13 protein-coding genes and 1 tRNA gene are annotated in these 15708 nt (G+C 36.8%); 7 read left to right on the top strand and 7 right to left on the bottom strand.

Annotated features, from left to right (window positions below; all coding sequences use genetic code 11):
• Positions 1-6: 6 nt before the first annotated feature.
• Together K429_RS0122870 and K429_RS0122865 are read right to left on the bottom strand one after the other, a co-directional pair.
• Positions 7-1413: a sugar porter family MFS transporter gene (locus tag K429_RS0122870; protein WP_022209475.1), complete on the bottom strand. Its 1407-nt coding sequence runs from the start codon at positions 1411-1413 to the stop codon at positions 7-9.
• Between the two features lie 2 nt (positions 1414-1415).
• Positions 1416-2510, bottom strand: coding sequence for a DUF4434 domain-containing protein (locus tag K429_RS0122865; protein ID WP_029328211.1), 1095 nt, complete (start codon positions 2508-2510; stop codon positions 1416-1418).
• Positions 2511-2887: 377 nt separating this feature from the next.
• Here K429_RS0122865 and K429_RS0122860 point away from each other — a divergent pair, with 377 nt between their 5' ends.
• Entirely contained in the window at positions 2888-4099 is a 1212-nt protein-coding gene (locus tag K429_RS0122860; RefSeq protein WP_007217797.1) for an ROK family transcriptional regulator, read from the top strand.
• Here K429_RS0122860 and K429_RS0122855 read toward each other — a convergent pair.
• The 5 genes from K429_RS0122855 to K429_RS0122835 all read right to left on the bottom strand — a co-directional run bounded on the left by K429_RS0122855 (position 4096) and on the right by K429_RS0122835 (position 10258).
• Complete coding sequence (locus tag K429_RS0122855; RefSeq protein WP_007214282.1) at positions 4096-4557, bottom strand: WbuC family cupin fold metalloprotein; 462 nt, start codon at positions 4555-4557, stop codon at positions 4096-4098. The genes K429_RS0122860 and K429_RS0122855 overlap by 4 nt on opposite strands.
• The gene (locus K429_RS0122850) at positions 4557-4904 is read right to left on the bottom strand and encodes a UpxY family transcription antiterminator (protein ID WP_029328209.1); all 348 of its coding nucleotides are present in this window, start codon (positions 4902-4904) and stop codon (positions 4557-4559) included. The genes K429_RS0122855 and K429_RS0122850 overlap by 1 nt, the downstream gene beginning before the upstream one ends.
• Positions 4880-5989, bottom strand: a complete 1110-nt coding sequence (locus K429_RS0122845) for a Wzz/FepE/Etk N-terminal domain-containing protein (protein ID WP_029328208.1) — start codon at positions 5987-5989, stop codon at positions 4880-4882. Before K429_RS0122845 ends, K429_RS0122850 begins: the two co-directional genes overlap by 25 nt.
• Before the next feature lie 8 nt (positions 5990-5997).
• Positions 5998-8448 (bottom strand): SLBB domain-containing protein, encoded by a 2451-nt coding sequence (locus K429_RS0122840; RefSeq protein WP_029328207.1) that lies wholly within the window; start codon positions 8446-8448, stop codon positions 5998-6000.
• 133 nt (positions 8449-8581) lie between these two features.
• Positions 8582-10258 (bottom strand): polysaccharide biosynthesis protein, encoded by a 1677-nt coding sequence (locus K429_RS0122835; RefSeq protein WP_029328206.1) that lies wholly within the window; start codon positions 10256-10258, stop codon positions 8582-8584.
• Positions 10259-10458: 200 nt separating this feature from the next.
• Here K429_RS0122835 and K429_RS0122830 point away from each other — a divergent pair.
• From K429_RS0122830 to K429_RS0122800, 6 genes are all read left to right on the top strand, one after another.
• Positions 10459-10531: transfer RNA gene (locus K429_RS0122830), tRNA-Thr, on the top strand.
• 169 nt (positions 10532-10700) lie between these two features.
• Positions 10701-11063, top strand: coding sequence for a transposase family protein (locus tag K429_RS0122825; RefSeq protein WP_044096339.1), 363 nt, complete (start codon positions 10701-10703; stop codon positions 11061-11063).
• Positions 11064-11196: 133 nt separating this feature from the next.
• Positions 11197-12042 (top strand): transposase, encoded by an 846-nt coding sequence (locus tag K429_RS0122820; RefSeq protein WP_029328205.1) that lies wholly within the window; start codon positions 11197-11199, stop codon positions 12040-12042.
• Positions 12043-12139: 97 nt separating this feature from the next.
• Complete coding sequence (locus K429_RS0122815; RefSeq protein ID WP_029328204.1) at positions 12140-13372, top strand: phage integrase SAM-like domain-containing protein; 1233 nt, start codon at positions 12140-12142, stop codon at positions 13370-13372.
• Between the two features lie 318 nt (positions 13373-13690).
• Positions 13691-14698, top strand: a complete 1008-nt coding sequence (locus tag K429_RS0122805; protein WP_029328203.1) for a hypothetical protein — start codon at positions 13691-13693, stop codon at positions 14696-14698.
• 278 nt (positions 14699-14976) lie between these two features.
• Positions 14977-15702: a hypothetical protein gene (locus K429_RS0122800; RefSeq protein ID WP_155923471.1), complete on the top strand. Its 726-nt coding sequence runs from the start codon at positions 14977-14979 to the stop codon at positions 15700-15702.
• Positions 15703-15708: the final 6 nt, after the last annotated feature.

The following is a 15708-nucleotide window of genomic DNA, read 5'->3' as shown; positions in this document are numbered from 1 at the left end:
TTAAGGTCAATTTTTATTTTTCATCCAATAGCGTTCAATCTCTTCCAAAGACTTTCCTGTGGTCTCGGGAACAAGTTTCCAAACTATCAGCATATAGGGTACACACATGATTGCAAACAGAATGAATGTTCCGGCGGGGGTAAGATTCTGGAGCATCCAGGGGGTTAACTGTCCAATCAAGTATGTACCTATCCATAAAGCAAAGCCGGCAATGGACATGGCAAGCCCGCGTACCCGGGTCGGATACATTTCAGAAAGAAGCACAAATACCACAGCACATATAGACACTGCACAACAAAATACATAGAAGAGGAAAAAGATTAAAAGGAAAATGCTGGAGATACCCCAGGACTCACCATAAATAAAGTAAGTTGCAATCAGTACTAAAGAAATCACCATACCTGATACGCCATAATAAACCAACTTTTTACGCCCTACTTTATCAATAATAACAAGAGCCAATACAGTAGTCAATGTATTCACCAATCCCACTAAAACCTGATAGAACAAAGAATCACCTCCGGATAAACCTGCATTTTCAAAAATAGAAGGTCCATAATATAAAACGGCATTCACACCCATAAACTGTCCCAACACAGCAATACATACACCGATAATAACAGCTTTCCTTATACCAGGTTGCAACAAGAGCTTCCATTCTGATTTAGACTCGGATGATAGTACAGACTTAGTCTCTGTCAATTGAAATAAAGCTTCCTTAGAAGAGGTATAAATTCTCTCAAGAATATTTGTAGCTTTTTCTTCTTTCCCTTTCAGTATCAGCCAGCGAGGACTCTCAGGTATGAAAAAGATTATAATGAAAAACATGATTGCAGGCAATGTTTCCATACCTAACATACCTCTCCACACCTCCGATACAAATACCAGGTTCCACCATCCTGTACTAACATCCGGATTACTCATAGAATAGCCTAAAAGCTGGTAATTAACGAGATAAGCTCCTAAGAAACCGATTGTAACCGCCAATTGATACAGAGAAACCAAACGTCCGCGATATTGCGCTACAGCCACTTCTGAAATATAAAGTGGAGAAATGATAGAAACAACCCCTATCCCAACACCACCTATAATCCGATAGATAACCAGTTGATTAAAGTCTGTAGATACAGCACAACCAATAGCCGATGTAGAGAATAAAATAGCTGAAAGGATCATAGTAGATTTTCGCCCAAACTTATCACTCAAAATACCAGCAAAAAGCACCCCAATGATAGAACCGATCAATGCACATCCTACATACCATCCTTGTTGCAAAGCATCCAACCCGAACTGTTCTGTTACCTGCGCAATGGTACCGGAAATTACGGCAGTGTCATATCCAAACAGAAAACCGCCCAAAGCCGCTACTACCGAAAGGAAAACTAAATAACCTAAATTAATTGTCGACTTCATATTTATTTTATATTAAAGTATTCTTTATATCTATCATACAAGTGTCCCGCCTGTAAGTAAGCTGATTGTGGACTCATAAAGTGAGAAAATTCAAAAGTTATGGCTTTATCATAGCCGGCCCGTTTTGCAGCTTCCAACTTCATCCGGAGTTTATCAAACTTTATCGGTAAGAAGTTGATTGGCATATCACGGTCAAATGTTTCTGCATTCGTCCAACATTTCATACCATATTTATCCGCCAGCTTTTTATTCACTGTAAAAAAAGCATCCAATTCATCATAGTCAATGTGCCCATCCTGAAAAGCACAAGCATCAACTACTTCGTGAATCCCATCAAAAATCTCATTCCACTCTCTTTCATGTTCCTGAACTGAAACTGCATCTTCTTTAGTTAACTTGTCAGTCCCCATCACAGCCTTTTTTCCGTCAATCCAAGGAGAAATAAAAGTAGGAAGACCTCCAGAGACATCCTTGCATTGTTTTCCCATTGCCCTGAAAGCATCAATAGCCCCTTTAGTCTTACGGCTGATCTCGCCACTGATATACCATCCGCCAAAACTCTTGTATTTTTCACCGTATTGTTTCCAGACTTCATCAATAACGTATTTATTATCTTCAATCTCCCAAGATAAATCACCCGTATCCCAATACTTCCCGGAATCATACAAACCGAAATAAAATTTCATCTGATATTTTTCCGCCAAACGGAGATACATATCGACCAAGTCGAAAGATGGCATATAGCATCCTTTACCAAGCAAATATTTAGAAGGATAAGTAATAAACTTGCGATAACCGGAACGAATCATAATAACAGTATCAATCCCAATACTTTTCATGTGGCGAAAATCCTGCTCCCACTCTCTTTCACTCCAATTCTGATGAGGAATATCATGAGAAATTTCATCTAAGAAGGTTCCTGTTATTTTCAATCCATTATTCTTAGGAATAATAAATTTATCAGTTTCACCACCGGGCGATGAAGAGAAAGATATCACTTCTTTCTCTTCAGTTGCCAGCAATCCAGGAGCTACTAAGGCGGAAGCTCCTGCCAGTGCGGCCTTTTTCAAAAAATCTCTGCGATTGCCTGTTTTCATAGCTTTCTTCTGTATAATATATATGTTAACCTATTGAATTCTAAGTTTAACCTTTATTATTATAGAGGTTATTATATTTATAACACAGTGCAAATATAGATATATTTATTAAATAAACAATAGATAATAAATTATTTTATTATTAAATTCTTATTATTCGATGCATTTAATTATATATAGCCATATTATTAATTAATAATAACGAGGTAAAAGAAAAGAAACGCAAACTAAAGATAAAAAAGGAATAAGGAAAAAGGAGAGTTCAGCAATTATCAACTAAATAAAAAGAAGAAATAATATTCTTTTTCACATAGAAAGGTTGATATTAATAAAATTATTAAGTATCTTTGTTGACAATAATGAAATTAACAAAGAGTATGTATCAGCAATTCCTAAAAGAAATAGAAATGGGGTCTAAAAATGCCCTTATAAAAAAAAGGATTATCACCTATTATATATATAACGGTAGTTCTACAATTCCTGATCTCTCTAAGGAGTTAGATCTGAGTATCCCTACTGTCACTAAATTAATAGGTGAAATGTTCGATGAAGGTTATATAAATGATTATGGGAAACTGGAAACAAGCGGAGGACGCCACCCGCATCTATACGGCTTGAATCCTCAATCCGGTTACTTTATTGGAGTAGATATAAAAAAATTCTCCATCAATATCGGATTAATCAATTTCAAAGGAGATATGGTAGATCTCAAAATGGACATTCCTTATAATTTTGAGAACTCTTTGGAAGGAATGAACGAGCTTTGTAGCCTTATTCTCAATTTCATCAAGAAACTTTCAATTGACACTGAAAAGATTCTTAATATCAATGTCAATGTATCAGGTCGGGTAAACCCAGAATCCGGATATAGTTTCAGCCAGTTTAATTTTGAAGAACGTCCTCTTGCAGATGTATTAAGTGAAAGACTAGGATATACTGTCACAATCGACAATGATACACGAGCAATGACCTATGGAGAATACATGCAAGGATGCGTTAAAGGAGAAAAAGATATTATTTTCGTAAATGTCAGCTGGGGATTAGGAATCGGAATCATTATAGATGGAAAAATCTACAAAGGAAAATCAGGATTCTCAGGAGAATTTGGGCATATCAGCACATTTGATAATGAAATCATCTGCCACTGTGGAAAGAAAGGTTGTCTGGAAACAGAAGCTTCCGGCTCAGCATTACACCGTACTCTGCTGGAACGAATAAAGAAAGGAGAAAATTCTATTTTATCCGAACGGATTAATATGGAAAACCCATTAACATTAGATGAGATTATAGCAGCAGTAAACAAGGAAGATGTGCTATGCATTGAAATTGTCGAAGAAATCGGGCAAAAATTAGGTAAACAAATTGCCGGTCTTATAAATATCTTTAATCCCGAGTTAGTAATAATCGGAGGAACATTATCTCTAACCGGAGACTACATTACGCAACCTATAAAAACAGCAGTACGAAAATACTCCTTAAACCTCGTGAATAAAGACTCAGTTATCACGACATCCAAGTTAAAAGATAAGGCCGGCATTGTAGGTGCATGCATGCTGGCACGAAGCCGAATGTTTGAAGGTGCTAATTAAACCTCCAACATTCGTTTCATAAACACAGCCGCACCTTCCAAGTCGGAGGGTGCAGGCGCCCATGGCGCAATATCTTCGGGAGGAAGTGGTTTATAAGGGCCACTTTTGATTTCAAAAATCACAGTGCCTGGCTCTAAAGCAATAATACTATGCCAAGTACCGGAAGGAATCTCCACCCCATAGACTCCAGCCGACGGATTTAGGTTAACTTTTTCTATTACATTACCTAAATCATCATAAAAGAAAGTCAACAGACTTCCACGTAATACTACATAAGTCTCCTCTTTATCAGTATGACGATGAGGAGGAAGATACGTTCCCGGCTCTAATGCGTTAAGCAAGCGATGAATAGGTGAGTCCAATGATTCATGAAAATTATAATTCATACGCAAACGAGAACTTTCTCGTGCTTCATGGGACACACTATCCAACAGTTCTTCTGAAATCAACTTCATCATTACTTCAATAATTGGGCAAACTTTCCTGGAAGGTTTGCCTTATCAGATACTATAGTAAGCTCTTTACCATCAGCATTCACTAAAAATGCCGCTTTTTGAGAAGCTACAACAGGAGTCATATCCTTAAGATCTCCCTCTACAAAAACACAACCGGAGAAAAAAGGAACAATAATTTCCTTTGTCTTTCCATTCCAGTTCACATAAATTGTTTGCATAGGACAATAAGTCTTATATCCGGCAACAGTAAGGTGTTGCATCAATTTACGTTCCAATCTTGGCGCTGTGTACAATACATACCAGCTACGCGAATTTTCATCCATCATCATATCGTTGTTTGCTTTTTCCATCCTTTTAATAAATCCTTTATAAACAATATCCATCCAACACTACCGACACCAGCCAAAAATACGAAACCTATCAGAATCATGGGCTTGCTAGGCTTAGACGGACGCAAAGGAACCGTCGCTGGCTGAACAACAGTATATACCGGAGTAATTTCTTGTACTTTAGCTTTTGCCATCTGTAACTGTTGGGCAACTTGAGTATATACATTATATGCTAAACTCATCTCATTTTGCAAACGCTCCTGCTCAGCACGATAACTTAACAAAATAATATTTTGATTGGCATCTACAAAAGATGCATACTTACTTTGGGCATCCGTATAGTTAGCTTTTGCTTCTGTATATAATTTCTCGGTAAAAGCCAAATCATGACGAGCTTTATTAGTTCGATATTCAGTTATATAATTCTGAAGGCGGTGCATTACTGTATCGGTTAATGAAGCAGAAATTAAAGGATCCTGCATTGTTACCGTCAAGGTAGTAACACCTGTCTTCTTATCAACAGAGACAGCAATACGTTTACTTAGCGCTTCGGCAATGTCTGCTTCATCTTTTGTTAATCTAAAAGGATCCAGTGTGCCAGTTCCTTCTACTTCATCATCCTTAAATAAAGAGATGGTCCAACCCAAAACTTTAAAAGGAGCAGAAATAATAGCACTCCACCAAGGAGCACGCTGATGTTCGTCCAAGTAAACATACAGTGTAGTATCTACCTTTTCTTTATCATCTTTGACCTTTACATCAAACAACTCAGTCAGAAACGGAGTAGAACTTACGATATCCGGATAAAGATCCGGATAAAGAGCATCTTCTCCAACAGAAGAGCCCATATTGATTCCAGCCATAGCAGCCAACGCTCCCATGCTACCTCCTGAAGTTTTCCCAGTGCTTTCTGGTGCTAACGTTACGCTAGTGGAATATTCTCTGGGAATGCTAAATGCAACAACCAGTCCTATTAACGCAGCATATCCACACGCTTTAAAAACCAATTTTCGCTCTGCCCAAACTTTCTTGGCAAGTTCAATCAAGTCTATTTCCTGTTCCTCTGGTTGTTGAGGAAGTGTATTCAGTTTTTTTTCTTCACCCATAATCCAAATTACTTAAAAGCGTTAGCCATAGTTGCTACCATTGCTGCAATTGTAGCAGTTGTACTACTAATACCCAAAATTTCAGCCATCGCCATATGCTTCTTTTCAGCCTTGCTGGGAACGATAATTTCACATCCCGGTTCTATAGCACTGGCATTTCTTGCCTTCAGACGAGATACCGTACCATTCATGTAAACCACATAAACTTTCTTCTTCTTTGCCATATTGCCATAACCACCCGCCTGATTAATGTAGAATTTCAGATTCTTTCCTTTCTGATACACTACGGTATTAGGATACATGACCGAACCACTGATTTTCACAGTATTCACATATTCCGGAATATACAGTACATCTCCCTCACGCAAAACCAAATCAAAATCAGACTTTGGATTGGCTAAAGCTTTCTCCAGATCAATACCTACAGTATAGGTCTCTGACAGATTTAATTTCTGTATAGATATGGAGTCCTTTCCCTCACCATTCTGAGCCATACGGATAGCGTCATTCTGACGACGTCTTTCCTCATCGGACAATTTACGGATTAAACGAGCTCCTTTTACATAAGCATCCGGAGTTACACCACCAGCCTTGCTAACCAAGTCAGACAAGCGTTCATTCTTCTTCAATAAAGAATAGCTACCAGAGAAAAGTACTTCACCAGCAACAACCACATTCTGTTGCCTACGATAAGCAGGACTTCTACGAATATAAACAGCATCAAAGGGCTCTAAATAGAAGTTCTCCGCATTTCCTCCAACAATAAAACCATCTTTTATATCAAAAGTAAATGTTTTACCTAAAACACTACTGAATGAAGTGCTCTTAGGATCTTTAATACGACGAGTTACCTCAACCCTTGTTGTAGCAGCTTCTTCCAACAAACCACCTGCCTGAACAAGTAAATCTTCAATAGTCATATTCTTAGAAAAAAGGAAAGTACCCGGATTAGCAACTTCACCATAAATTGCAACCGTTTCTTCTTCTTTCAGGTCAGTAATACTTGGGATATACAGAATATCATTTTTCTGCAAAGGAATATCAGCAATTGTCCCATTTAATAGTCCTCCTAAATCAATAGCAATGATTTCATGAGACAGGTCTTCATGCTCTCTATCTATAATTACTCTATTCAGGAAAGCATCTCCACGCAATCCTTCAGCTTTCTTTATTAATTGTTTCACCGTATTTACTGTACCGTCTAGTTGATATAAACCGGCACGATAAACAGCACCACGAACTTCTACACGATTTTCAAAACGATCCAGTACAGCATCTATCGTAATCATATCTCCATCATCCAAACGGAAAACAGAGTAATCCATTTCATCTACATTAAAGACCTGATGTTCACGTCCACTCTTACGCACAAGACGAATGGCTTTTTTATAAGCATCGCCAGTAAAACCACCTGCATAATTTAATATGGTAGCAACAGTCTCTGTAGGTTTCATCTCATAAAACATCGGTCTTTTGACTTTACCCACAATCTCAACCAGAGACTGATAAGGATCTACAATGATCACGTCACCTTCCTGAAGGCGTATATCATCCTTCATTTTACCTTTCATTATAAAGTCGTAAACATCCAGATCAGCAAAGGTTTTACCATCGCGTACCACTTTAATACTACGTAAACTACCGATACGGTTTACACCACCAGCACGATATAAAGCGTGAAATACAGTGGAAAATGCAGATAAGGTATAAGTTCCCGGTACAGAAACCTCACCCATAATATTAATTTGTATCGTACGAATGTCACCCAATGTCAATTTTATCTCAGAGTTAGGCTCAGTACCTGAAATTCCAGAATAGATCTTAGAAAACTCACGTTGCAAAAAAGAGTTCGCCTCTTTTACAGTCATACCACTAAGATGAACGGGACCTAAACCACGGACTAAAATAGTTCCTTCGGGAGAAATCGTCTGACGAATTGTATTTTCTGAAGCCCCCCAGATATCTATAATAACTTCATCACCCGGGCCTAAATGGTAATTTACCGGAGTAGCCAGATTTGCACTCGGCTCAAAAGAAAGGTTTCTATTAGAAAATAAACTATGACCAAAAATATTGCTTCCTGGTGCTTCAGGAGTAGCTTTCGCATCACGTTTTAAATCAATTATTTCTTTCTGTTCTTCTAATTCTGCTTCTTCATAAGAAGTACCTCTAATAGCTTTCCCGTCTGTCATTAAAGAAGTACGTTCACGAAGTTGAGAGGGTTTGTTTTCTACTCCATCTGCAGCAGTACTATGCTCGGCATATTTTTTTTGTATACGAGCAACCTGTTCTTTGGTTACTCCTCTACGCAATAGCTCAGTAGTCATTTGCTTTTGCGATTTGCCAGTTCTCTGTGCTTCTTTCACATATTGAACCACCTGATCATCCGACATTTGCTGGGCCATAACGCCCCCTACAAGGATGAAGATTGAAAAGAATAGTGCTATTAATCTACGCATAAGATATTTGATTAATCTTTAAAATTCCTACAGTTAAATATAAATCGGGCACAAAGGTAGCACATTATTTCAGAACGCCCATTTATTTTACATCGAAATTTCGGAAAAAGAATTAAAAACTCCATTCAGCCGTTCAGGCATCCGCACAAGACTCAGAAAAATATGAGATTATTTTTTTCATTTTGTTAATTATTACCGCTGAATCCTGCATGCAATTATTTTCCGTTAAAGTATTAATCTGCTCGCAAATCATAGTATAATCAATGAAATATCCTTTGCTTTTCCTTATTTTTTCATAGCTGGTGGGCAGTGTATCTTCTACTGCATCATCTTCAAACACATAGATTTCACCATTCTCACCCAAATTCCCCGTTTCCAATATCAACTGACAAGCTTCCGATACAGTCATTAAACTGCGAGGGGCATCAGGATATACATCACTGAAGCGAACTACAAATAATTTAGTAAGACTATTTTCCTGCACTACTTTGCGAGATAATCCCTGTACGTACATTTCAGCCAAACATTTACTATACCCCATAGCATGCACCGGACAGAAAGCATGATCTGTAGAAATTATCATACATTTTTTAATTTTGTATTTTACAGACAAATCCGCAACAGTCTTTGTTCCTAAAATATTCACCTGTATAGCTTCAGAAGCATAATCTTCAAGCATGGCAACGTGTTTATATGCTGCAGCATGAAAGACTAACTGCGGCATACACTCTCTGAAAATAGCCTCCATACGAGTATAATTTGTAACATCTGCTACTAATACCCGTACTTCGAGATTCTTCCAATGGTCAGACAATTCCAATTGAATATCATACAAAGGAGATTCAGCCTGATCAACCAATATCAACTGATATGGATTTAGCGCCGCCAACTGGCGAACGATTTCCCGCCCTACAGTACCAGCAACACCGGTTATCAATATTCGATGTCCCTCAACATAAGCCGCTATTTTACGGATATCAACCTGAATTGGTTCACGACGAAGCCAATCTTCTATATGGATATCTTTTATAATTCCATCATCCAAACAATCGCTCAAGGGAGGCACTGTCATCACATGAATATCCTGAGCTAACATTTGTGCTACTATACCAGACTGTTCCAAATCCACCAACTTATCAGGTGAAGCAATAATCGTACGTACATTCTTCCTTTTTAAGTGTTCAAATAACATCTTATCATTAGCATATACCCTACATCCCATGGTGTGTTTGCCTATCATCCACGGCTCATCAGAAATAAAACCACATACACGATAATGATTATTTCTACTTACACGCATAGATTTTGCTATATTCACTCCAGTTCCACGAAAGCCATAAATAAACACATTCACACAATGCCGAATATCAAAAGACAAAACTTCATGCAACATTTTCACCAAAATGCGCAGACATGCCATGAATATGAAGTTAAGAATATATGCTATAAAAATTATTCCACTGGGTAATGTTTCTCCCAAACCAAAAGCTGACCAGCAAAAATTTCCTACCCCCAGTACTCCATAGCTCAATGTAAGAGATATAAACACTCTATAGATATCCACAAACGAAGAAAAACGAATAACTCCAACATATGTATGAAAGACAGAAAAGAAACACAGATTACAAAACAAAGAGAAAAAAATCATCCATACATACAATGACATCTTATATATTATAGAAGATACCCCGAGCTGAAGGATACATGCTAAAAGCATGGAAATCATTATCAAACAAATATCAATAGCCAATATAGTCCACTTGGAGGCAATACGGGATGAAAGATTCTTATAATATATCTTCAAATTCATAATTATTGTCAGATTTTAGGTTGACAGTAAGATTTGCAAAGATGTATTTTTTATATTGATAAAACAATTATTTTAGAAGGAAAAATGACAGAGCAAATATAGAAAACCATTTTAAGAAAGATTTTTTCAAAAAAAAACCTTTTTCTTTTCGTAATTTCAAAGAAAGATGTAATTTTGCACCCCGTAAATGAAAAGTCACTGCCGCTATAGCTCAGTTGGTAGAGCAACGCATTCGTAACGCGTAGGTCGCCAGTTCAAGTCTGGCTAGCGGCTCAACAGTAAAACGCTGATTATAAATATTTTAATCAGCGTTTTTTCTTTTAAAAAGTCTCATCTGAATAAAAAAAAGCACATTTCGGGTCAGTCCGAAAACCCTGTGGGTATGTTATGTTAATACGCGAAAGTGAACTATCTTTGTGTTCAAATTAAAATAATCTGTCCAATGCCTTCCAATCGCAACCTACATAAGTTACTACGAGTCATCTTCCCCGAAGTTTTAATGACGTATTTCGAGATCTCCGGTTGGCATGACGACTCCGTCAAAATCGAAGTTTGGCTTGATGAAAAAAACTACATGGAACGTTCTGATTACAAGAGTGGGACTGTGATATCACATGGTTTCACAGATGAGAAAGTGATTCAGGACTTTCCTCTGCGTGGCAAACCTGTTTATCTCCACGTAAGACGTCGTCGCTGGTATGACAAAGCTACAGGGGAAACGTTTTCCTATACCTACGATGATCTTACGGCCGAAGGGACGAAACTCACTCCTGAGTTCGTTGCTTTTTTAAAAGAAGAAGATTGAAACTACCGCGGCTAGCATAAGCTCCATAGCAGATGCTTATGGGGTAAACGGTAAACTGTTGACTTCACAGTACAAGGAGTTTATCAGCGCATACAGACAGTGGGACCAGTTAGATCATGCCTCAGAATATGTCCTGTTCAAACATAACATAGGTCCTAGCCTTTGTATTGACGAGACTTCTTTGAGCTGCGGAGAATTATATACTGTTGTCACTAACCGTGCGGGACGTGGTGGCAAAGGTACACTTGTGGCCATGATACGTGGTACGAAGTCTGAAGACGTCATAAAGGTGCTTGAAATGATTCATGTCTCCAAGCGCAAGACAGTCAAAGAGGTCACTTTAGATCTTTCGCCGACCATGATGCGAATTGTCCGAACGGCTTTTCCAAACGCCACTATGACAAATGACCGGTTTCATGTACAGAAGCTCTTTTATGAGGCAATTGATGAACTCAGGATTACTTATCGCTGGCTGGCACGGGATTTAGAGAACGATGAAATTCAGAGGTGCAGAGAGCAACATATAGAGTATGTTCCGTTTCGATATACCAATGGCGATACCCGTAGGCAGCTGCTGGCAAGGGCTAAACATGTACTTGTCAAGCATTTTAGTAAATGGACTGAATCTCAAAGAATACGTGCGGAAATCATATTCGAACATTATCCGGAATTGAAATCAGTTTACGACTTAGCTATAGAATTGACCAACGTGTATAATAAGCACTATGACAAGGATGTGGCACGTGGAAAGCTTGCCTTGTGGTACAATAAAATAGAAAAGCTTGGATATGGATGTTTCAGAACCGTAACAAATACCATGCAGAACTATTATGAAACGATACTAAACTATTTCGTTAACAGGGAAACGAATGTATTTGCAGAATCATTCAATGCAAAAATTAAAGCGTTCAGGGCACAGTTTAGGGGAGTCGGAGATATACCATTCTTTATTTTTAGATTATGCAAACTAACAGTGTAAATTTAACATACCCACAGGGTTTTCGGACTGACCCCACATTTCTGCAAATATATATGGCTAAAGTTGTATAGTAGAATTGTGTTTGATTATTCAGCTTATGGCAACAATCAGATTAACAGTATTAAGTTCCATTAAGGAACAAGATGGCAGACTGCCGATCTTAGTCTGTATCTCCCAAAAGAAACAGCGGGCTTACATCAAAACAACCTTTCTATTGGATGATATCGCAGAATTCGAAAATGGAAAGGTCGCATATCGCAAAGATGCAAGTGTAATGAACAAACGATTAGAGTTTGTATTCTCACAATATAAAGATAAATTTGACTCCATAGAAAACATTGAGTATCTCTCTGCTATGCAGATCAAACAGATAATTATTTCTAAAGAACGTCCATCCCATATTTCATTCTTAGAATATTGGAAGAAACGAGTTGGTGAATTCAAAGAAGAAGGAAGAGAAAGTTATGCAAAAATGAATGAGGAAACAATACGCATCTTTACTATTGCTGAAGGAGACGTACCTATTCCTGCCATTAATACCATAATGATTGAACACTTCAAAAAGTGGATGATGAGAAAAGGTTATGCAAATGGAAATATCGGATTAAGACTTACCCATTTGAAAGCAAGAATCAACGAATTAATCAAAGCCGGCATTCTTAAACAAGATGTACACCCCTTTGCTTATACCAAAATCCCAACTGCCGAACCCAAGGAGTGCGATCTAACAATAGAGGAGTTTCAAAGAATACGAAATACCGAATTAGAAGGGAAGAGGATTAGTTTAGGAAAAGACATGCTTCTACTATCTTTCTATTTATGCGGAATAAATCTGAAAGACCTATTATCAGTAAATCTATCATCAGACATTCTTTCTTTCGAAAGAACTAAGACACTACATGCAAAGACAGGAAAAGCAAATATTACAATACCGATACATCCAGAAGCAAGAGCTATAATAAATAAGTATATTAATAAAAAAGGCATGCTGGATTTAGGGTATTCTTACACGTATTCTAATCTACAGAAGTATATAAACCTTTGCATGAGAGAGCTGAAAGACCGTTTAGGAATCAAGCAAACACTATGCTTCTATTCCGCTCGCAAAACTTTTGCTCAATTTGCATCAGAACTTGGCATACCAGACGGTGTGATAGACTACTGTCTAGGACATTCGGACAAAAGCAAAGGAATTATTAGGTTCTATACAAAAGTCAAACAAAAGCAAGCTGAAATAGCAATCAACCGGGTGATCGATTACGTGAACAACCCCGAAAAATATAAAGACTACATCGAAATGAGAGCAGATATTATGATGATGAAAGGGTAATTGTGGTTCAGATACTATCCCCGTAGTTGGGCTACTATGGGGATTTCTCATTTTTTTGTGTCAGGACTAAACTTTTTAAAAGCTCATTAGTAATAGCACATGAAGACCAAGCAAGAGCTGTGGATGCGTGCTGATGAGCTTGGTAGTCCAGGAGGCAGTCTTACGGCTGCCTTCCAGAATAAAACAAACAAATATAGACAACTAATCATCAAACGTCTTCATACAAATATTATGTCAACAAACATAAAACTAAATATTGTATATCTCAAAGAATAACAATAATTTCGTTATAATATTTACATTACAAACTATATAACAATGAAAATTAAAAATCATCTAGCTAAATTTTACAAATCACTTTGTAAACCTTTAACGCACTCACCTTTGAAACAAGTCGTCTATATTCTTTCACATGGCGGAGCGCACTTAATACTGCTTTTTGCACTAAGTATATCTATTTGGCGCTGCCATGAAGTATCGACAACTGAAATAGGACCAGAATATCACGAAGTTCAAATAAGCTTATCTAATGAATTGAAATGGCTTCAAATTGTAGCAGAAGTAGCAAGTGATAGTGTCTATACCAATTATGGTTATTCACAAGCAATACAAATAAGGTATGGATTACAAGAAAATGAAAGGCATATTAATAAATTAAGTTTTCCACTTTATCCCTACTCTACAACATTTAATATCGCAAGATATCCGCATCAAACAGAATGGGCGTTTAGTGACAATATTCAACGATTACATGCAGGAGATAGCATTCAGCATGAAAAAAATGCCTATCATATTAATGAATTAAATGATTCAACATTATCTATAAAAGTACACTCGAAAGGTATAAATGGAATAGCTACCTCTTACGGTTGGTCAACTTTCGATATTTACGGGAATGAGTTATTCTCGCCGGATAAAGAGAAAGAAAATCCATATTATTACTTCTCGCTACGATTAGATGGTGATTACAGAAATTATGACTATTCCAATACCAACATACTTATTAAGTTCGGAGATTTTGCAAGAAATGGAAAAGATGTTAGAATGACCAAACCATTAAAATATCAATATATATTTCCAGAGCCAGACATGATTACCTCTGGAAGTATTATGTATTCTTCCCAGCAAAAAATAAAAGAAGTTATAGATAATAGAGGTATCATAGTTCAAGCTGAAGATATTAACGTAAAAAATAAAGGAGATCGCGAGGCATTCATAAATGCTATTATTTTAGGAGCGATGATTGCATTTTGGTTAGATATATTCGTTAATCTTGTTATCAAGTGGAGAAATCTCAACCTTAAAGAACACAAAGATAATATTTAATCGAATTGCCACTATTTCACTTAGATAAAAAAGAAAAGACAGCACTAATCTGCTGTCTTTTTCACAAATGCCTTCAAACGATAAAATCGGTCAATAGCCGGATTATAGAATGCATCCGGATAGTGCTATTTAATGTCATTGATATTCACATAGACTCTTATATCCATAGTGTATTCGGCTGACTTTTCAATAAGCCATTAAATTTAATTTAACCTAACAATGTTCATTTTTCAATTAAAAACTTATATTTGCAATGGTATAAAGAAATTATAATGAACATGAGCAAAAATATTAAAAGAAGACTCCCAATAGTTGTGGTTAATGCTATAGAACCTATTGTTGAAAAATATCGTAATATTATTGCGTTTAAAGACAGAGATAACGCCTTACTACATATCATAGATAATGAAGATTTGAATTTCTATTTTACAATAAAAAACAGAGAAAACACATCAAGTGGATTTAAAAACAAAATAGAGTTGTCTCCATTAGATGATACAATAGGGATACATTCATTTTTATTAAACGAGCAACAATTATCCGATTATTTAACCAGTTGGTGTAAGCGAATAGAATTTTACCATAGAGAATCTATCTTGGATGATCCAATACTCAATGCTTATAACAAAGAGATTAAAGATGAATTTAATAAAATACAATTAATTGACGAAGACGCTAATTCAATTCCATTCAATATAAGCCAACAAAGGTTTTTGGTCTCTTTCCTAAAAGAAACGGATACCTTACTAGAAGAAAACAAATCTGATTTAGAAGAAATAGACTACAAAGATATCAGAAAAAGTATAACAAATACAATAAGATCAATTTCCAAAGAGACTAAACAACAAATCTTAAATCGAATAAGTGAAATTCTTGCTAAAAGTAGAAAATCAAGCTTTGAGTTTGGAGAGAAATGTGTCACATCATTCTTTAAAGCTATAGCGTCCGAGGCTGGTAAAGCTGTATTTAAGGCTGTGGCAGGTTGTTTATCGGGTACTACATGAAAAAGG

It is taken from the genome of Bacteroides sp. 14(A) (assembly GCF_000526555.1).
In the GTDB taxonomy this organism is placed as follows: Bacteria; Bacteroidota; Bacteroidia; order Bacteroidales; family Bacteroidaceae; genus Bacteroides; species Bacteroides cellulosilyticus.
This window is presented reverse-complemented; position numbering and strand designations above follow the sequence as displayed.